15 protein-coding genes and 1 pseudogene are annotated in these 19008 nt (G+C 72.2%); 11 read left to right on the forward strand and 5 right to left on the reverse strand.

The annotated features are described in order from the left end of the window. Positions 1 to 10: 10 nt before the first annotated feature. From ACZ3YL_RS03485 to ACZ3YL_RS03510, 6 genes and pseudogenes are all read left to right on the forward strand, one after another. Complete coding sequence (locus ACZ3YL_RS03485; RefSeq protein ID WP_465655082.1) at positions 11 to 4903, forward strand: amino acid adenylation domain-containing protein; 4893 nt, start codon at positions 11 to 13, stop codon at positions 4901 to 4903. After that, positions 4900 to 5928 carry a phosphotransferase enzyme family protein gene (locus ACZ3YL_RS03490; RefSeq protein WP_465655084.1) on the forward strand — a complete coding sequence of 343 codons (1029 nt, stop codon included), beginning with the start codon at positions 4900 to 4902 and terminating at the stop codon, positions 5926 to 5928. The genes ACZ3YL_RS03485 and ACZ3YL_RS03490 overlap by 4 nt, the downstream gene beginning before the upstream one ends. Before the next feature lie 13 nt (positions 5929 to 5941). After that, entirely contained in the window at positions 5942 to 6859 is a 918-nt protein-coding gene (locus tag ACZ3YL_RS03495; protein WP_188305969.1) for an aldo/keto reductase, read from the forward strand. Between the two features lie 28 nt (positions 6860 to 6887). Beyond that, entirely contained in the window at positions 6888 to 7838 is a 951-nt protein-coding gene (locus tag ACZ3YL_RS03500) for a JmjC domain-containing protein (protein ID WP_465655087.1), read from the forward strand. Positions 7839 to 8247: 409 nt separating this feature from the next. After that, the gene (locus tag ACZ3YL_RS03505; RefSeq protein ID WP_188305984.1) at positions 8248 to 9519 is read left to right on the forward strand and encodes a nucleotide sugar dehydrogenase; all 1272 of its coding nucleotides are present in this window, start codon (positions 8248 to 8250) and stop codon (positions 9517 to 9519) included. Beyond that, positions 9461 to 9688: pseudogene (locus tag ACZ3YL_RS03510) on the forward strand (adenylyl-sulfate kinase); the annotation flags it as partial. The gene ACZ3YL_RS03505 and the pseudogene ACZ3YL_RS03510, both read left to right, overlap by 59 nt. A gap of 251 nt (positions 9689 to 9939) precedes the next feature. Here the strand turns inward: ACZ3YL_RS03510 and ACZ3YL_RS03515 are convergent. Both ACZ3YL_RS03515 and ACZ3YL_RS03520 read right to left on the reverse strand, forming a co-directional pair. Then, a complete protein-coding gene (locus tag ACZ3YL_RS03515) occupies positions 9940 to 11475 on the reverse strand; it encodes a DEAD/DEAH box helicase (protein ID WP_188305967.1) in 1536 nt (511 codons plus the stop codon). A 367-nt stretch (positions 11476 to 11842) separates the two neighbouring features. Further along, positions 11843 to 12046 carry a cold-shock protein gene (locus ACZ3YL_RS03520; protein ID WP_030918248.1) on the reverse strand — a complete coding sequence of 68 codons (204 nt, stop codon included), beginning with the start codon at positions 12044 to 12046 and terminating at the stop codon, positions 11843 to 11845. A gap of 501 nt (positions 12047 to 12547) precedes the next feature. Here ACZ3YL_RS03520 and ACZ3YL_RS03525 point away from each other — a divergent pair. Continuing rightward, positions 12548 to 12769, forward strand: coding sequence for a hypothetical protein (locus ACZ3YL_RS03525; RefSeq protein WP_188305966.1), 222 nt, complete (start codon positions 12548 to 12550; stop codon positions 12767 to 12769). Positions 12770 to 13003: 234 nt separating this feature from the next. Here ACZ3YL_RS03525 and ACZ3YL_RS03530 read toward each other — a convergent pair whose 3' ends face one another. From ACZ3YL_RS03530 to ACZ3YL_RS03540, 3 genes are all read right to left on the reverse strand, one after another. Then, positions 13004 to 13309, reverse strand: a complete 306-nt coding sequence (locus ACZ3YL_RS03530; protein WP_188305983.1) for a MerR family transcriptional regulator — start codon at positions 13307 to 13309, stop codon at positions 13004 to 13006. A 678-nt stretch (positions 13310 to 13987) separates the two neighbouring features. Then, a complete protein-coding gene (locus tag ACZ3YL_RS03535; RefSeq protein ID WP_188305965.1) occupies positions 13988 to 14200 on the reverse strand; it encodes a hypothetical protein in 213 nt (70 codons plus the stop codon). A gap of 136 nt (positions 14201 to 14336) precedes the next feature. Further along, on the reverse strand, positions 14337 to 14528 hold the full coding sequence (locus ACZ3YL_RS03540; RefSeq protein ID WP_188305964.1) for a hypothetical protein: 192 nt from the start codon (positions 14526 to 14528) through the stop codon (positions 14337 to 14339). 184 nt (positions 14529 to 14712) lie between these two features. On the opposite strand from ACZ3YL_RS03540, the gene ACZ3YL_RS03545 reads away from it, so the two are divergent. The 4 genes from ACZ3YL_RS03545 to htpG all read left to right on the forward strand — a co-directional run bounded on the left by ACZ3YL_RS03545 (position 14713) and on the right by htpG (position 18911). Continuing rightward, a complete protein-coding gene (locus ACZ3YL_RS03545) occupies positions 14713 to 15096 on the forward strand; it encodes a hypothetical protein (protein ID WP_188305963.1) in 384 nt (127 codons plus the stop codon). 168 nt (positions 15097 to 15264) lie between these two features. Beyond that, positions 15265 to 15528 (forward strand): hypothetical protein, encoded by a 264-nt coding sequence (locus ACZ3YL_RS03550; protein ID WP_465655091.1) that lies wholly within the window; start codon positions 15265 to 15267, stop codon positions 15526 to 15528. 443 nt (positions 15529 to 15971) lie between these two features. After that, entirely contained in the window at positions 15972 to 16658 is a 687-nt protein-coding gene (locus ACZ3YL_RS03555) for a type III effector protein (RefSeq protein WP_317621164.1), read from the forward strand. A 276-nt stretch (positions 16659 to 16934) separates the two neighbouring features. Then, positions 16935 to 18911 carry a molecular chaperone HtpG gene (gene htpG / locus ACZ3YL_RS03560; protein WP_465655093.1) on the forward strand — a complete coding sequence of 659 codons (1977 nt, stop codon included), beginning with the start codon at positions 16935 to 16937 and terminating at the stop codon, positions 18909 to 18911. The last annotated feature ends 97 nt before the right edge of the window (positions 18912 to 19008 follow it).

A 19008-nucleotide genomic window follows, 5' to 3' on the forward strand; every position in this document is an offset into this window, starting at 1 on the left:
GAGACGACCGATGACCCTGCACGAACTCGTCGCCGCGGCGGCCCGGCGCGCCCCGCAGGCACCGGCGGTGATCACCTCGCACCGCACGCTCAGTTACGCCGAACTGGACGGCCTGGCCGAGGCCGTGGCCGAACGGCTGCGCGGATCGGTGCGCCCCGAAGAACCGGTCGCCGTGGCCCTGGACAAGGGCTGGGAGCAGATCGTCGCGGTCCTGGGCGTCCTGAAGGCGGGGGCGGCCTACCTGCCGCTCTCCACCGACCTGCCCGAGGCCCGGCTCCGGCAGCTGGTCGAGCTCGGCCGCTGCTCCCATGTGCTCACGCAGGCCTCGCTGTCCACGTCCGCGGCCTGGCCCGCGGACGCGGCCGTCTCCACCCTGGAGGGCCTCGACCCCGCGCCGGCCGGACCGGTCGCGGGCACCCGGGACAGCCTGGCCTACGTGATGTTCACGTCGGGCTCGACCGGCACGCCCAAGGGCGTGATGGTGGAGCACGGCGGCGTCACGGACACCGTGCTGGAGATCAACCGGCGCTTCGGCGTCGGGCCTCGGGACCGCTCCCTCGCACTGACCTCGCTCAGCTTCGACCTGTCGGTCTACGAGATCTTCGGTCCCCTGGCCGCCGGCGGCGCGGTCGTCGTCCCCGACCCGGAGCGTGCGGGCGACCCGGCGCACTGGGCCGAGCTCATGGAGCGGCACGGGGTCAGCCTCTGGCACACGGTGCCGGCGCTGCTGGAGATGCTCGTGTCCTGGCTGGGCGAATCGGGCGTGCCGGCTCCCGGGCCGCTGCGCCTCGCGGTGCTCAGCGGCGACTGGATCCCGGTGGGCCTGCCGGACCGGGTGCGCGACCGGTACCCCGCGGCCCGCGTGGTGAGCATGGGCGGCGCGACCGAGACGTCGATCAACTCCCTCGTCTACGAGATCGGCGACGTCGACCCGGCCTGGACGAGCATCCCCTACGGCGACCCGCTGCCGGGCGAGGGCTTCCTCCTTCTCGACGACTCGCTCGCCCCGGTCCCGGCCGGGACCGCCGGCGAGCTCTGCATCACGGGCACCGGCCTCGCCCGGGGCTACTGGGACGACCCGCGACAGACCGAGGCCGCCTTCGTCCGGCACCCCGAGCTCGGCGTGCGCATGTACCGCACCGGAGACCGGGCCCGGGTCCGCCCCGACGGCACCCTGGAGTTCCTCGGGCGAAGCGACCTGCAGGTCAAGATCCACGGATTCCGGGTCGAGCTCGGCGAGATCGAGGCCTCGCTGCGCGGCGCCACGGACGTCGACCAGGCGGTCGCGCTCGCGCTCGGCCCGAAGACGGCGCGCGACCGCGTCGTCGCCTTCGTCACCCCCGGCCCGCACGCCGTGCCCGACGAGGCGGCGATCACCGCCGAGCTCGCCGCACGGCTGCCCGGCCATCTCGTCCCGCAGCGGATCCATGTGGTCGCGGCACTCCCGCTGACCGCGAACGGGAAGGTCGACCGGGCCGCGCTCGCCTCGACGGCCGCGACGCGGTCCGGCCCGGACGCCGAGCCGCCGCGGCCCGGTACCGAACAGCAGCTCGCGGACATCCTCACCGAACTGCTCGGCCGCCCCGTCGCCGACCGCTCGGCCGACTTCTTCGAGCTCGGCGGCAACTCGCTGCTGTCCGTCCAGTTCGTCACCCGGCTGCGTCGGCGGCTCGGGCTCGACGTCCCCCTGGGCCTGCCGCTCCGGCGGCGCACGATCGCCGGGATGGCCGAGGCGCTCGCCGGCCTGCCCGCCGTGCGCGATGCCGCGGAGCCGAGGCTGGTTCCGCGCGCCGGCACCGGGCCGGCCCCGGTCTCCTTCGGCCAGGAGCAGGTGATCTTCCTCGACCAGCTGGCCGGGGGCGACCGCGCCTACCACTTCCAATGCGTCATCCGCTTCCGCGGCGAACTCCGGCCGGACCTCGTCCAGCGGGCCCTGACCGAGGTCACCCGGCGGCACGAGATCCTGCGCACCACCTTCCACCTCACCGGGAGCGGCCCGGTCCAGGTGGTGCACGACCCGGCCGAGGTGCCGCTGCACGAGCTCGATCTGCGCGCGGTCGCGGACGCCGACCGCGAAGCGGCGCTGACCGCGGCGCTCTGCGCCGAGTTCGACCGCGACTTCGACATCGCCACCGGCCCGCTGGCCGTGTGGACGCTGATCCGGCTGGCGCAGGACGACTGGGCGCTGGTCGAGACCGAGCACCATCTGGTGCACGACGGCTGGTCGGTCTCGGTGTTCTGGCGGGAGATCGGCGAGCTCTACTCGGCGTGGGCGGACGGGCGCGAACCCGAACTGGCCGACCTGCCGGTCCAGTTCGCCGACTACGCCGCCTGGCAGCGGGAGCGCTACGCAGCCCGGCGTGAGCAGGTGCTTCCGTACTGGACGGATCGCCTGGCCGGCACGGGCACCTTCGACCTGGCCGTGAGCCGACCGCGCCCGCCCAAACAGACCTTCCGCGGCACGGCCATCCGGGTCGCGGTGCCCGACGACCTCTATGCCCGGCTGCGCGAGTGCGGGCGGGACGAGGGCGTGTCGCTGTTCGTCGTCATGTTCGCCGGGTTCGCCGTGCTGATGAACCGTTACAGCGGGGCCCGCGATCTGACCATCGGCTCCTGGCTGGCCAACCGCGACAGCCCGGAGACCGAGAACCTGCTCGGCATGCTGGTCAACATGGTCGGCATGCGGCTGCGGTTGGGCGAGGACCTGTCCTTCCAGGAGCTGCTCGGCCAGACCCGCGACGCCGTGCTGGAGGCGCTGGCGCACGGCGAGGCCCCCTTCGAGGACGTCGTGCGCGCGTTGGACCTGCCGCGCGACCCGAGCCGGAACGCACTGGTGCAGACCTGCTTCAGCTTCCACGACTCGCCGGTGCCCTCGTTCGACTGGCCGGGGGCGCGGGGCACCCTGGTCGAACACAACAACGGCAGTGCCAAGTTCGACCTCAATGTCGTCGTCATCCCCCGGGCCGAGCAGCTGCGCCGGGCGGGCGCCCCGGGCGAGCGGGAGAAGCTCGCCCTGATGTGGGAGTTCAACACCGACCTGATCGACCAGGACGCGGCGCAGCGCATGGTCGACCACTACCTGCGGCTGCTGAGCTCGGCGGTGGCCGACCCGAGCGGGGCGGTCGACGCCCTGGACATGCTCGTGCCCGAGGACCGCACGGCCATCGCCGCCTCCAGCGGGACGGCGCGGGACTTCCCGGCCGAGGACGACGTCGTCGCGCTCATCGCGCGCCAGGCCGCCGCGCGCCCCGACGCCCCGGCGGTCACGGCGGGCGGGCGGACCCTGACCTACGCCGAACTCCAGGCCCGGGCCGAGGGGTTGGCCGGCCGACTGGCCGCGCTCGGCATCGGCCCCGGCCACCGGGTCGGCCTGTGCGTCGACCGCTCCGTCTCCACCGTGGTCGGACTGGTGGGCGTGCTGCTGACCGGCGCCGCCTTCGTGCCGCTGGACCACCGGCACCCCGCGGCTCGGAACGAGTACGTGCTCGACGACGCCGACGTCAAGGTCATCGTGACCACTCCGGAGATCGGCGGCCAGTTCCCCGGCCGTCACAAGGAGTTCGTCAACGGCAAACCCGGACCGGCTCCCGAGTACGTCGCCGACCCCGGGAGCGAGGCGTACGTGCTCTACACCTCGGGCTCGACCGGCCGGCCCAAGGGCGTGCGAGTGCCACGGCGCGCGCTGGCCGGGCTCCTGGCCTCGATACGGGCCCGGATCGGCTTCACCGAGGCCGACACGCTGCTGGCCGTGACCACGCTGGCCTTCGACATCTCGCTGCTGGAACTGCTGCTCCCGTTCGTGTCCGGCGGCCAGGTGGTGATCGCCGACGAGAGGTCGACCTCGGACGGGGAAGCGCTGGTCGGCCTGCTGGCCCGGCACTCGGCGACGGTCATGCAGGCGACACCGCTGACCTGGCGCATGCTCGTGGCCGCGAAGTGGTGGCCGGCCAACCGGTTCACCGCGCTGTGCGGCGGGGAGGCGATGCCCGCAGACCTGGCGGCGGAGCTGGTCGAACGGGCCTCCGTCTGCTGGAACCTGTACGGCCCCACCGAGACCACCATCTGGTCGACTGCGTACCGGCTCGACGGCGGCGAGTCGCCGGTGCCGATCGGCACGCCGCTGGCCAACACCGTGGCCCGGGTCCTCGACGACCGGCTGCGGCCGGTGCCGCCGGGCCTGCCGGGCCAGCTCTACCTGGGCGGTACCGGAGTCGCCGACGGCTACACCGCCGCCGGACTCACCGAGGAGCGCTTCACCGCCCTGCCGGGCGAGGACGGCCGGTTCTACCGGACGGGCGACGTGGTGCGACTGCGGAGCGACGGCGGGCTCGAGTTCCTGCATCGCGCGGACCGGCAGCTGAAGCTGCGGGGCTACCGGATCGAGCCGACCGAGATCGAGCAGGTGCTGCTCGCCCACCCGGCCGTGGCGGATTGCGCCGTCGAGCCGAAGGGCGACCCGGCCAGGCTGATCGGCTACGTCGTCAAGGCCGACGCCGCCGTGACCTCCGCCGAACTGACCGAGCACCTCGCGGCCGCGCTGCCCGCCTACATGGTGCCGCAGGCACTCGTCGACCTGGATCGGCTGCCGCTGTCGCCGAGCGGCAAGCTGGACCGGGCGGCGCTGCCGGAGCCCGGCCCGTCGGCCGGGACCGCGGACGCAGCCGGCCGCGCCCCGCTGACCGGGCCCGAGCAGGAGCTGGCCGCGCTCTGGTCGGAGGTGCTCGGCGGTGTCGCCGTGGGGCCCGACGACGACTTCTTCGAGATCGGCGGGCACTCCCTGCTGGCACTGCGCCTGGTGTCCAGGGTCCGGGCGAAGCTGGGCGGCGCGATCAGCGTGGACACGGTGTTCGACTTCCCGACGGTGCGGTCGATGACGGCCGAGCTGGGCCGGACGGGCCGATGAGCACCCAGCAGGCGTTCGCCCCCACACCGGCCGCCGCGGCCTACGTGGGGGAAAGGTTCGGGCTGGCCGGCACCGCGCTCGGCGCGGAGCCGACGGCCCGCGGGCTGTGCGGCCGGATCTGGGAGCTGACGGCCGCCGGCACCCGGCACGCGCTCAAGGAGCTGTTCTGGGACGACGACCAGGACGAGCGGGAGATCCGCGGCCGGGTCCGGTTCGAGACGGCGGCGCGGGCCGCCGGGGTCGGGTGTCCGCAGAGCCTGCCCACCGTGGACGGCGACTACCTGTGCCGGCTTCCCCCTGAACTCGGGGACGTCTACGTCCGGCTCTACGGCTGGATCGACGGCAGGCCCCTGACTCCCGCGGACCGCGCCGCCGAGCAGGCCGCGGACTGGCTCGGCGACTGCCTGGCCCGGCTGCACCGGCTGGCTCTGCGGGACCAGGACGCCGGTGCGCCGGACAGCAGGTTCGAGCGCGTGCCGACCGCGGATCAGTGGCAGGAACTGCTCGACGCCCTGCGCGCACAGCGCGTCGGGTGGGCCGACCGGCTCGAACGGCTGATGCCCGCGGTCGGGGAGCTGTCCGAGCTCGTCGTCCCCTTGGACCGGGACGCCCTGATCATGTGCCACCTCGATCTCACGCCCGAGAACGTGATGCGTGAGCGCACCGGCGGGTTCGTGCTCGTCGACTGGGACAACGCCGGGCCGGGCTCGGCCGACCACGAGCTCGCGGCGGCCCTGATGGCCTGGCACGCACCCGACGGCCGGGCGCGGACGGACCGCGTCGCCGCCACGGCGGCCGCGTACGCACGGGCCGGCGGCCCCGGCCGTGTCAGGGACCTGTCGTGCTTCTCCGGGTACCTGGGCACGGTCCTCAACAACCTGTACACGCAGGCGTCGGTCGCGATCGCGGCGGACGCGCGCGAAGAACACCGTGAGCTCGCGCGGACCAAGGTCCGGCAGGTGATGGCGAACCTGCCCAGCCGGTCCGCACTCGAACAAGTCGGCCTGAGCGCCGAGACCCGATGAGAGGGACGCAGCGATGACGATGAAGTACGGGAAGATCGCCGGCGTGGACCGCGAGGTCTCGCGCATCACGCTGGGCACGTCCGGCATGCGGACGTACGAGAAGGCCGCACCCCTGCTGGAGCACTTCTTCGGGCAGGGCGGCAATCTCCTGGACACGGCCTTCGCCTACGGCGGCGGCGTGTGCGAGGAGGTCCTCGGCACGTGGCTGGCCCGCAACACGCCGGACGAGCCGCCGGTGATCATCGCCAAGGGGGCGCACCCGCCGAAGTGCGCGCCCGAGACGATCGCCGAAGAGCTCTCGATCTCTCTGGAGCGCCTGGGCGTCCCGCGGGTGGACATGTACCTGCTGCACCGCGACGACGAGCAGATCCCGGTCGGCGCATGGGTGGACGCGCTGGAGGCCGAGGTCCGCGCCGGCCGGATCGGCGCCTACGGCGGTTCCAACTGGCGACGGGCCCGCGTCGAGGAGGCCACCGCGTACGCGCGTTCCACGGGCGGGCAGGGCTTCGCCGCGGTGAGCAACCACTTCGCGCTGGCGAAGATGGCCGAGCCGCTGTACCCGGGGTGCATCGCCGCCGATGAGGACGACCTCGCCTGGTTCGCCCGGAACGACGTGGCGTTGATCCCCTGGTCCAGTCAGGCGCGCGGGTTCTTCTCCGGCGTCGACCTCGGCCTGCTCGACCCGAACATGGTGCGCTGCTGGGACACGCCGGCCAACCGCGGCCGCCGCGAGCGCGCCCAGCGGCTGGCCGCGCGGCTCGGCGTCGAGACGATCAACGTCGCCCTCGCCTACGTGCTGGCGCACCCGGCGGCCTTCCCCGTCATCGGGCCCCGCGACCCGGCCGAGGCCGCGATCGCGCTCGGTGCCCTGAACATCGAGCTCGACGCCGCCGCGCTCGCCGAGCTGAACGGCGACGGGCGGCTGGGCTGAGCCCGCCGGCCGGACAAGGAGGAATGCGATGACGAGTCGGGAAGTACTGCCGAGCCTGGTCGGCGACGTCTCGGACTTCTACGCGAAACACTGGCGCACCGCTCCGGCGGTGTTCAGGCCGCGGGAACGGGAGCAGGCGCCCGACTCGACGGGCCCGATCGGTTCGCTCAGCCCGATCAGCCTGCGGGAGGTCGACGACGCGATCGATTCGGGACTGCTGCGCGCGCCCTACCTGGAAATGGTGCGCAAGTCCACGCCGATCGACATGGGCGACTACACGAGGGCCCGCACCGTCAACAACGTGCTCGCCGAGGGCTTCGCGGACGCCGAGGGCATCAGACGCATGATGGACGACGGCGTGACCCTGCTGCTGCGCAATGTGGAGCACTGGCACATGGCCACCCGCGAGGCCGCCACACTGCTCGAACGGAGCCTCGGGCGCCGCGTCGAGGCGTTCCTGTTCGCGACCCCGCCCGGCGAGCAGGGCCTGCCCGTCCACCGCGACGACGCCGACGTGCTGCTGGTGCAGATCCAGGGCGGCAAGCGCTGGAAGGTCTACGCCGGACCGCGCAGCACCGCCTGGTCGCCGGGCCGGGCCGGCAACGTGGGCCCGGCGCTGCTGGCGGAGGTCGTGCGCGAGGGCGAGGTGCTCTACATCCCGCGCGGATTCGCCCACGAGGCGGTCGGGGAGCAGGACGAGCTGTCCGTGCACCTGTCGTTCACGATCCGGGAGGTCGGCCGCTCCGAGCTGCATGCGGCGTTGGAGCGCCTGTTGCTGGACGGGATGCCGCTCAACCACCGCCCCCGCACCGAGCAGGAGCTGCTGGACGACGCCGAGCACCTGCTGGACCGGTTCCGCGCCGGAGCCGGCCGCCTCACCGCCGCCGATGTCCTCGCCGAGGCACGCCGGGCGGAGGCCGTCGGCGGGGAACCCGCCCGATCCGCGCTGGCCACGCGCGCAGGGGAGACGCCGTCGTGACGCCGGCACGAACGCCGTGAAGCCCTGCGGATCCGGCGGCCGCCGGCCCCGACCGGCCGCGGGTCGTCCGGTCGACCGTTGGATCCGCACTCCGCTGGTGGAGACCTGCGGCGATCGCCTCGCGAGCCGGAACGCCCGGCTCGCGAGCTGCCGTTGCCGTTGCCGTTGCCGTTGCCGTTGCCGTCACGATCCGCCGGAATGGCCGACAAGTACCGGCATCCGTACGCCGGTTCCACTGCCGGAATTCCGCAGTCGCCGCACCGGCGGTGGCTCGATTCACCTGGGTGGGAAGTCGGGGTGGGAAGTCGTCGGCCGGCGCCGCGACCGGTTCCCGCGCCGAGGTGAACCGGATGAGTCATCCACTCCTGAACGTCGTCCAAGCTTCACTCCGAGGGGGGTTGTGCGCGCAATGAGTTCCCGTACACCTGTTGATCTGGTCGTGGTCGGCCTGGGCTACGTGGGCCTACCGCTGGTCCGTGGGGCCGCCCGGGCGGGCCTGCGGGTGGCGGGCTTGGACCTGAGCCGTCCGGTGGTGGACGGGCTCAACGCGGGGCGCTCCCACATCGATGACATTTCCGACGCCGAGGTGGCGGCGATGCTGGACCACGGGTTCAGGGCCACCACCGAGGCCTCGGTGATCGCCGGCGCGAAGGCGGTGGTGATCTGCGTGCCGACCCCGTTGACCGCGCACGGAGCTCCCGACCTGTCCGCGGTGAACAGCGCGGTCGCCGTGGTGGCCGATCACCTGCGAGCCGGAACGCTGGTGGTGCTGGAGTCGACGACCTACCCGGGCACGACCGATGACGTCGTCCGGCCGGCGCTGGAGGCCGGCGGACTGCGCGTCGGGATCGACTTCCACCTCGCCTTCTCCCCCGAGCGCATCGACCCGGGAAATCCCGACTTCGGACTTGAGAACACCCCCAAGGTGGTCGGCGGGTGCACTCCGGACTGCACGAAGGCCGCCCGCCGGCTCTACGAGCATTTCGTCGGGGAGGTGGTGGAGGCCAAGAGCCCGCGGGAAGCAGAGATGGCGAAACTCCTCGAGAACACCTACCGGCACGTCAACATCGCGTTGGTCAACGAGATGGCCATGTTCTGCCGGGAGATCGACGTCGACCTGTGGGACGCCATCCGCTGCGCCTCGACGAAGCCGTTCGGATTCGCCCCGTTCTATCCCGGGCCCGGCGTGGGCGGCCACTGCATTCCCATCGACCCGAACTACCTCTCCCACAAGGTCCGGTCGCTGGGTATTCCGTTCCGGTTCGTCGAGCTGGCGCAGGAGATCAACCAGCGGATGCCGGTGCACGTGGTCCAGCGGTCGGTCGATCTGCTCAACGGCCGGGGCAAGGCGATGAACGGCTCTCGGGTGCTGCTGCTGGGCGTCACCTACAAGCCCGACATCTCCGACCAGCGCGAGACGCCGGCCACCGCGCTCGTGCTCGAAATGCGACGACGCGGGGCGGACGTCCGGTACTACGATCCCAAGGTCGCGACCTGGGACGTGGCCGGAACACCGGTGGAGCGGGTGACGGACTACCTGGCCGACGCCGAGACGGCCGACCTCACGATCCTGCTCCAGCCCCACAGCGACATCGACGTCGTCAAGCTCGCCGACCGCGCGGATCTGCTCTTCGACACCCGGGGGAAGACCCTCGGGCACCCGCGAGCGGTGCAGCTGTGACGACGGCGATGAGCTTCGACGGCCCCTCCACGCCGGCCTCGGTTTCTCCCACGAGGACCGGAAGACCAACGTCACGCGGATCGGCCTGGTCGCCGAGATGCTCGCCGCCGAGGGCGTCACCGCACTGGTTCCGGGGCTCGCCCCTCACGCCGGCCGCCGGGACGCCGTCCGCGCCTACCACGTGACCGGCGGGGCCGAGTACCTGGAGGTCCAGATGACTCGGCCCCACCGGTCCGGCGAAGCCGCACCTGGCCGGCGCCGGGGCGGGCAGCCTTCGGGCCACGGCGCCGGCACAGCGCCGCGACCTACACCGTCGCGACCTACCAGCCCACGGACAGCTGCACGGCGAATCCGGTGTCGCCGTCCCGCCTCCACCGTCGGTGCGGGCCCGGTCCGCGCCGGGAGCCGGGCCCGGCGGTGCTACGCGGCGAGGGCGACGCGCTTGGGGGCCCGACGGCGGGAGGAGCTCTGGTTGTCTCGGCTCGCGGCAGCCCGGTTGTCACCGACGGTGGAGGCGGGACGGCCGCGCCGGCCGCGGTTCGCGGAGGGGCTGCGGCGCGGCCGTTCCACGACGGGATCGGCGATCACGGTGGGGATCCCGGTGGGCACCCGGGCACCGGTGATACGGGCCAGCTCCTCGTCGCCGGCGCTGACCCTGGTCGTGATGGGGGTGATGGCGGCGGTGGCCATCATGCGGGTCATCTCGCGGCGCTGGTTGGGCAGCACCAGCGTGACGACGGTGCCGGACTCGCCGGCCCGGGCGGTGCGGCCGCCCCGGTGGAGGTAGTCCTTGTGGTCGGCGGGCGGGTCCAGGTTGACGACGAGGTCGAGTCCGTCGATGTGGATGCCGCGGGCGGCGACGTTGGTCGCGATCAACGCGGTGACCTGGCCGGTACGGAACTGCTCCAGGGTGCGGGTGCGCTGGGGCTGGGACTTGCCGCCGTGCAGGGCCGCGGCCTTCACCCCGTTCGCGAGCAGGTCCTGCACCAGGCGGTCCGCGCCGTGCTTGGTGTCGGTGAACATGATCACCCCGCCGTCGCGGGACGCGATGTGGGCGATCGTGGCGTTCTTGTCGAAGTTCTGCACATGGAGCACGTGGTGCTCCATGGTGCTGACCGCTCCGGCGGACGGGTCCACCGAGTGGGTGACCGGGTCGTTGAGGAAGCGGCGCACCAGGCGGTCGACGTTACGGTCCAGGGTGGCGGAGAACAGCATCGTCTGGCAGCCCTCGGCCACCTGGTCAAGGAGCTCGGTGACCTGCGGCAGGAAGCCCATGTCGGCCATCTGGTCGGCCTCGTCGAGCACCGCGATGCCGACCCCGTCCAGCTGGCAGTCGCCGCGCTGGATCAGGTCCTTGAGCCGGCCGGGGGTGGCCACCACCACCTCCGCGCCCCGGTTCAGCATGTGTGCCTGGCGTCCGATCGACACCCCGCCGACCACGGTCGCCATCCGCAGGCGCACCGCGTGGGCGAAGGGGGTGAGGGCGTCGGTGACCTGCTGCGCGAGTTCGCGGGTGGGGACCAGCACCAGGGCCAGCGGGCGGCGCGGCTCGGCCCGCTGCCCGGCGGTGCGGGCCAGCACGGCGAGCCCGAACGCGATGGTCTTGCCGGAGCCGGTGCGGCCGCGTCCCAGGACGTCGCGGCCGGCCAGCGAGTTCGGCAGCGTCGCGGCCTGGATCGGGAACGGTGTCGTGACGCCCTGGCGGGTCAGGATGGAGAGCAGGGCCTTGGGCATGTCCAGCTCGTCGAAGGCCTCGACGGCCGGCAGCGCCGGGGTGGTGCTGACCGGCATCGCGAACTCGCCCTGCTGGGCGGAGCCCTGACGGGAGCCACGGCCGCCGGACGGGCGGTCGCCGTAGAAGGAGCCGCCGCCGGAGCGGGAGGACCCCGAGTGGCGGGAGGACGCCGAGGAGCGGGAGTTGGCGTTCTGGTACGACGAGCGACTGGAGCGCTTCATGGGAAACCTTCCGGTGCGGCACGTCGCGAGGCGGCTCCGCAGCGCGGGGCGCCGGCAGGAGGCTGCAACGGAACGGGCCTGAAGTATGGAGAGCGGAACGTGGACGGTAGAACCGTGCGGCACGTCACCTACGGTCGGCGCTCACCGCACAGAGCGGGAGCGAGGAACCTCAAAGCCGTGTCATGTCACGGCAGGGCGCCGATCCGGACGCGGCGCTGGGCGTCTCGCGTGGGGATGGGCGGCGGTGGCGGGGCCAGGGGGCCGGACACGGCCGGGGGATGCTCGGTGACGCAATGCCGAGGGGCCCGCACCAGGCATGTGTGCGTGGTGCGGGCCCCTCGCTGCTGGGCGGGTGCCGTGGCAGAAACTACAGCGGACGAATGTTCTCGGCCTGCGGGCCCTTCTGGCCCTGCGTGACGTCGAACTCGACCTTCTGGCCCTCGAGCAGCTCACGGAAGCCGTTGGCGTTGATGTTCGAGTAGTGGGCGAAGACGTCGGGGCCGCCACCCTCCTGCTCGATGAAGCCGAAGCCCTTTTCCGCGTTGAACCACTTCACAGTGCCATTAGCCATAAAAAAATCTCCTTCAAGGGACTGTCCGAAGCACGCACAGCGCGAGCCTCGAGTCACCGTATGGAGCACCCACCCGGAAAAGATCCGGGAAAGAAAAAATGCGCCTGCGATACATCAGCAGGCGCACACAAAGTTCATGGGAACCACTACTGCAACTAGGACCACAGTAGCAGGCCGCAGCCCGCGGCGGTGGGATATTTCCACCCCAGTTCTGCGGGGCCCACCCCTGGAGCTGCCGGACCAGAGCCGACGGGTCGGTCAACGCGCCTGGACAGCAAGCCTGTTGACCGAGTGGATCACTCCGCCCGGCCGGCCCGTGGTCCGATGACCGCAGCTGCGGTGCGTCCGCCCTCCCGGTGGCAGCCGCCAGGGGGACGGATCGCGCCTGCCGGCGCCGCCGAGGGGACGAACCGGACGAGCGCACGCGTCACTCAAGATCCCCCGGAAATCGATGGCGCCGAGAAAGCCCGGCCTCGCGCTTTCCGGCGCATACTGGAGCTGATGACTAAATACGCAGCAGTCCCCCGCCACCTGCCCACCAGCCCCTTCAAGGCCCGGGTGGAGGCCCCGCGCAAGCACTTCGCCGTCGGCGACCGGGTCACCCATGACACGTACGGCCTCGGCCGCACCATCGGCGTCGAAGGCGATTTCGCCGTGCTCGTCGACTTCGGGTCACGGCAGGAGCGCATCACTCAGCCGTACACCGCGCTGTTCAAGCTCTGAGCCCGGGCGCCACCCGTCCCGGTCGGCCGTCTCGTGCGGCGCGCCGGCAGGGCGCGCCGCCCGGGGCGGAGGTCTCGTCGTTCAGCGCGTGCCGTCCGGGCGGACCTCCGACCCGGCCGAGCACCGCTCTGGCATTCCCCGCCGCATGGCCGCCGGCGCCAGAAGGGCGGCTACGGCCGGAGGGGGGACTGCGGCGCGCGTCGTAGAGGTCGCGGGCCGGCAGTCCGGCTCTCCTCAGGTGCGGTCGCGGCGGAGTTCGGCGTTGATGCGCAGAGCCTCTTCGAGTTGGTCTTCGAGGATGATGATGCGGCACGCGGCGTCGAGGGCGGTGCCCTGGTCGATCAGCTCGCGAACGCGGGCGGCGATGCGCAGTTGGTAGCGGGAGTAGCGGCGGTGACCGCCGGCTGATCGCTGGGGGGTGATGAGTTTGGCCTCGTCGAGGCTACGCAGGAAGCCCGGCGTGGTGCCCAGGATCTCTGCGGCCCGGCCCATGGTGTAGGCGGGGTAGTCGTCGTCGTCGAACTTGGTCTCTGCGCTCATGTGGTCCGCCGTGTTGTGGTCGGTGGCGAGGGTGGCCTGTTCCACCAGCACCTTCTTTCTCGGGAAACGGGTCGAGGGCCCCGGCACTGTTGTGCGCCGGGGCCCAGGGATATGTGGATTCACTGCACCATCTACTGCACTACTGCTGTCGGCTGATGCGCCGACCTGCGGTGTCCGCACTGCCCGGGGGAGGGGCAGGATGCGGGGATCGCGTATGCGTGACCGAGGACCACCTCTTCCATGACGTTCCATGACGATGGCTACTGCGGTGACCGCCCAGCTGCTACTGCGTGCCGTGGCGGGCGATCCGACGGGGTGAACCCTTCCCTTCTCCTCTGGTGTGCATCGTGCGTACTGCGATACTGCGAACTGCCGGTACTGCGATCCTGCGCGTGCGCGACCGCCACCGCCCCGGACCCCAAGCACACCCGGGCCCGCGACGCCTGACAGGTCACCCGCCTTCCGCCAAGAGCCCCTTCTGCTGTCACCGGGGCCCCGCGTACTGACGACCTGCACGCCTCCTGCATCCCTGCTGGTACTGCGGTACTGCGGTACTGCCCAGGCAGTTCGTGTCTGCCTGTCCTGCGGTCCTGCTCTTCCAACACGAGGAACGTTACACAGACCGCTGGGCAATGTCTACTCTCGCCAGCACAGATTTCCATGTCCCGGCACGGGGCTTTATCGCGGTGTCCCAGGTCGGCCGGCGCTGGTGGGATCGCCGGCGCCGGAGCAGGCGGCGAGGGCGTCGCGCAGGGCGTAGAGGTCGGCGACGGTCGCCTGCTCGGCCAGGCGTGCGAGGAGCCGGCGCAGGACTCTTTCGTCGCCGTCGCGGACCGCCTCCACGATTCCGGCGAGCACGAAGGTGTCGGTGATCGGGGCGGACTGCTGCATCTCCACTCTCCTTCGCACCCCGGCGAGGGGCGGTGCGTGTGCCGTGTCTGCGCTCTGCGGCGCCCTGGTCGGGGCGGGAGACTACCGGCCGGGCCGGTGGCCTGGACCTGCGAGGGTGCCACTGCGGCGGTGTCGTTCAGCGGGTGGGTGCGAGCGTGGTGAGCGCGGCGGCCAGGATGTCGTGGACGGCGGGCGCGGCCGTACTGGAGGCGAGCAGGAAGCCGAAGACCACGGCGACGCAGGCCGTGAACCCGCTCGCCTGGCGCCGACGCACCAGAACGGCGAGGACCGCGCCGAAGAACACCACGGCCGACACGTTGAGGACCACGACCACCCCTCGGCGATCCGGCGGGCGACGGCCGAACCGCGCCCGGTATCTATTCCAGCCACCCCATATTTTTCCATGCCGCGATCACAGCTAGTGGAAATTGCCGTGACGCGTCGCGTCCGGCGCCGTCACGGGGTCGGGGCGTCCGTGCGGGCGGCTTGCGGCGGGCACTATCCTCGGTTCCATGTCGAACCCTGATGGGCTGCTCGTCGACATCGCCGCGATGGTGGAGTCCGAGCGCAGTAACCAGATGCCTTTGACCGTGGTCGTCCCGGGGGCGGTCATCACCGGCCGCCTGGCGCCGGAAAGCCTTTGGAACGAACGGGTGGCCGAAGTCCTCGGCGCCTCCGAGCACTTGAAGCCCTTCGCCGCGCTGTTCACGGCGCCCGCCACCGGCGACGGCGACGGCGTGGCGCCGCCTGCCGCGCGGCCGACGCACCTGCATCTGCACGTCGCCCGCATCCTGCAGGGCAGCTACGGCCTGCCCCACACGGGGGGCATGTACCGGATCGCCATCGCCGACGTGAGCAGCTGGACAGTGGGGGACCTCAGCTACTCCGACCAGTGACGCCCCGCCCGGGACGGGTGCGCCAGCGCTGCGGCACGGTCGCCGTGATCGTTCTCACCGTCGAGGGCCGCACCGCCGGGGTGTGGTTGTCGGAACGGTCCGGAGTGCCACGGTTGGTCGGCGTCGTTGCCGCGCCGTTCGATCAGGACGCGGGTCGCGTCGTCGCCGGTGATCCCGCCCCCTTGCCGCATCAGGGTGCGGGAGCGCGAGCGCGCCACCGCCCGCGCTCCTTCCTCGGCGTGCTCGATGCGGTTGTCCCGGGCGATGTGCTGCGCCCTGGCCGGACCGCTCCCCGCCGGGTGCGTGTTCCTCGATCAGGCCGTCGGTGAAGCGCGGCACCCGGTCGCCCGCCCGGAGGGCCGGCTCGCCGAGCCGGGGCCCGTCGCCGCCGAAGCCGACGGGCAGGGCGGTGGGGCCGTGCAGGTGCCGTAGGCACCGACGGCGACGGTCGCCTTGGTGGCCGCGGCCGGACCGTGGCCCGTCGCGTCGATCACGGCCAGGTGCCGCGGGCCGTGCATCGCCAGCGGCGGCAGGAGGGACCGCTGGATCTCCGCGGCCGCGCTCATCGGTCCGCGGCGCCGGGCCCGGACGAACTCGTCGGTGCACCTGTGCCTGGCGGTCGACGACCGCCGGCTTTCGCGCGCAGACTCACCACCTTGGTCGCCGCGGTACCGGCCCCTCGCGCCAGGCGTCCACCGGGATCCGGGCCTCGACCAGGGCCTCGGGATCCTGACGGGCAAGCGCGGTGCGCACGCCGTCGGTCGCCTCCGGTCCGGAACGTCTCCGGGGGGTTCGCACTGGTGCGAAGCGCCATCAGCTGTTGTAGCCTGTCATCCATTCGACGACAAAGGCACAGTCAGCGAAAGAGTGACGACGTGGATGTGCAGGACACCGGCGCGGCCGAGGTGGGTCCGGCCTCCTTCCTGGCCGCCGCCGCCGCGCTGGGCACGATGGAGGCCGCCGCCCGTACCGCCCGCCACGCCCCACCGGACCACTCCGGTCAGGACGACCCCGGGCAGGCCCTGGCCGCGCTGCTGATGCTGCGCCACCTGCGCCAGGAACTCGCGGGCTGGGAGACCGGCCTGATCGAGACCGCCCGCGACGCGGGAGCCACCTGGGCCGATCTCGCCGAACCGCTGGGCGTCCAGAGCCGCCAGGCCGCCGAGCGCCGCTACCTGCGCCTTCGTCCCAACGCCGATGCCGGCACCGGGGCGGGCAGCACCGGCGAGCAGCGTGTCCAGGCCGCGCGGGCTCAGCGCGCCGGCGACCGAGCGGTGACCACCTGGGCCCGCGACAACGCCGCCGACCTGCGCAGCCTCGCCGGTCAGATCGGTGCGCTGGGCGACCTGAGCCCCCAAGCGGCCCCCGCCATAGGACGCCTCCTCGACGCGCTCGGCCACCACGACCCCGCCCGCCTGCTCGCCCCGCTCGCCGAGACACGCCCCCTCCTGGGGACGGACCACCCGAAGCTCGCCGACCGCGTCGATCAGGTCACCTCCCGGACCGACCAGCTGCGCGCCGACAGTTCCCGGCACCTCCGCACACCCCCAGCCGGACCGTGACGGCCCCGGCGACGGCCCCTGCCCGGCTGTGGCCCACCCACCGCCGACCGTTCTGCCGCCGACCGCTCCGGCGCGCGGCCCCGGCCCGTCCCTCTCGGACCGCGACGCCTTGAGACTCCTCCTGTCCTGCTTCGGCACCGCCCGCCCCGGCCACGCCCGCCCCGAGCAGCCCTACCAGCCCCTCAGCCACATCTGACCACCACCGGGCCGTGCAGCACGCCGCCCGACCCCGATCGGCTCGACCCGGCCGGAACCCTTTCCACCACCTCGAAGGAGATGCCTCCCGTGCCCAGCCCGACCCAGACGCTGGAGTTCCAGGCGGAGACCCGCCAGCTGCTGCAGCTGGTGATCCACTCGATCTACTCGAACAAGGACATCTTCCTGCGCGAGCTGATCTCCAACGCCTCCGACGCCCTCGACAAGCTCCGCCTGGAATCCCTCACCGACACCGGCCTCGACGCCGACACCTCCGACCTCCACATCGTGCTGGAAGTCGACGCGCAGGCCCGGACCCTGACGGTGCGGGACAACGGCATCGGCATGACCCGCGAGGACGTCGTCGACCTGATCGGCACCATCGCCAAGTCCGGCACCGCCGGCCTGCTGGCCAAGATCAAGGAAGCCAAGGACGCGGAGGCGGCGCAGAGCCTGATCGGGCAGTTCGGCGTCGGGTTCTACTCCGCGTTCATGGTCGCCGACAAGGTCACCCTGCGCACCCGGCGGGCGGGCACCGAGCAGGGGACGGCGTGGGAGTCCGACGGCGAGGGCACCTACACCATCGCGGAGGCCGAAGGCCTGCCGGTGGGCACCTCGGTGACGCTGCACCTCAAGCCCGCGGACAGCGAGGACGGGCTGGGCGACTACCTGGCCGCGTGGAAGATCCGCCAGATCGTCAAGCAGTACTCCGACTTCATCCGCTGGCCCATCCGGATGGCCACCGAGGCCGCCGGCACCACCGGAGACACCGAGGCCGGCGTCGGGGAGGACAGCGAATCCGCCGCCGAGGACACCGCGCCGCGCGAGCTGGAGACCCTGAACTCGATGAAGGCGCTGTGGGCCCGCCCCCGCAGCGAGGTGAGCGAAGCCGAGTACCACGAGTTCTACCAGCAGATCAGCCACGACTGGCAGGCCCCGGCCGAGACCATCCACATGCGTGCCGAGGGCACCTTCGAGTACGAGGCGCTGCTGTTCGTCCCTGCCCACGCGCCGTTCGACCTGTTCTCCCGCGACTCCAAGCGGGGTGTGCAGCTGTACGTCAAGCGCGTGTTCATCATGGACGACTGCGACGCCCTGATGCCGAACTACCTGCGGTTCGTCAAGGGAGTCGTGGACGCCCACGACCTGTCGCTGAACGTCTCCCGCGAGATCCTGCAGCACGACCGCCAGATCACCGCGGTGCGCCGGCGCCTCGTCAAGAAGGTCCTCGGCGCGCTCAAGGGCGTGCAGAGCAACCGGGCGGAAACCTACGCCGAGCTGTGGGAGCAGTTCGGCCGGGTCCTCAAGGAGGGCCTGCTCGAGGACCGCGACAACACCGACGCACTGCTGGAACTGGTCAGCTCCGCCTCCACCCACGACCCGGAGAAGCCGACCACGCTGCGCGAGTACGTCGCGCGGATGAAGGACGGCCAGGACACCATCTACTACCTGACCGGCGAGACCCGGGCGATGGTGGAGAACTCCCCGCACATGGAGGCCTTCACCGCCAAGGGCTACGAGGTCCTGATCCTCACCGACCCCGTCGACGAGGTCTGGACCGACCAGGTGCCCGCCTTCGACGGCCACCGCTTCCAGTCCATCGCCAAGGGCCAGGTCGACCTGGACGAGGCCGACGGCGACGGCGACGACGAGGCGAAGGCCGAGAAGGCCCAGCGCGAACAGGACTTCGCCGCGCTGATCGCCTGGCTCCAGAACAACCTGTCCGACCACGTCAAGCAGGTCCGCCTCTCCACCCGCCTCACCACCTCCGCGGCCTGCCTGGTCGGCGACGCCCACGACCTGACCCCCACCCTGGAGAAGATGTACCGGGCGATGGGCCAGGAACTGCCCCCGGTCAAGCGCATCCTCGAACTCAACCCCACCCACCCGCTGATCACCGCCCTGCGCCGGGCGCACGAGACGAACGCCGACGACCCGGCGCTCACCGACACCGCCGAACTCGTCCACGGCAGCGCCCTGCTCGCCGAAGGCGGCGACCTGCCCGACCCGGCCCGCTTCACCCGGCTGCTGACCGACCGCCTCACCCTCGGCCTGTAGCTCCCCGCCGGGGTGCGGCCCGCCACGTGCCCCTCCGGCACCGCCGGCCGCACCCCGTACCGCTCGACCACCGCTCCCCGCGCGCTTCGCCGCACGA

It is taken from the genome of Kitasatospora sp. NPDC023176, from assembly GCF_055560495.1.